Below are 527 nucleotides of genomic sequence, written 5' to 3'. Positions count from 1 at the left end.
GAAGTCTGCTCTAATCTATCGACTAAAACCGCAGTGCGAACTGCGGTTTTTTTATGAAATTTTTTTAGCTCCCCTCGTGTCTACTCCTTTGTAAATCCCAAAACACCCGTATCTTCAGCGCCACGACTTAGTTTCGATAACGAGATTGTTAAAACAATATTCAGTATGAATACTTTATGCATATTTCGGAGCATTCCGATCAGTCATTTCGGGATTATCCGATCACCCATTTCGGTTTAAACCGATCACTGATTCCGCGATTATCCGATCACTTTTAGCCTAACTCCGAAATCGGTGATCGGAATAGCGAAAACCGCGTTCGGAATGCCCGAAATCCTTCCTTTTTCTCTTTTAAATCAATAGCTCGCTATTCTTTACTTCTTAAACAAGAACGTAAGGAAGCGACAATGGCTAAAAAGAGAACTCCAATGAACAAAATCAAAGAGATATTACGCCTTAAGTACGAGTGTGGGTTGTCCTACCGTAGTATTGCTAGTTGTCTCAATGTCAGCCTTGCAACAGTCTCT

Annotated in this window: 1 protein-coding gene; it reads left to right on the top strand. The window is 40.8% G+C overall.

Translation table 11 applies throughout. The features are described from left to right. Positions 1–407 precede the first annotated feature (407 nt). On the top strand, positions 408–527 hold a 120-nt coding region (locus R7Q48_RS30755), incomplete at its 3' end, for a sigma factor-like helix-turn-helix DNA-binding protein (RefSeq protein ID WP_318099857.1).

The organism is Vibrio sp. 378 (assembly GCF_033339435.1).
This window is presented reverse-complemented; position numbering and strand designations above follow the sequence as displayed.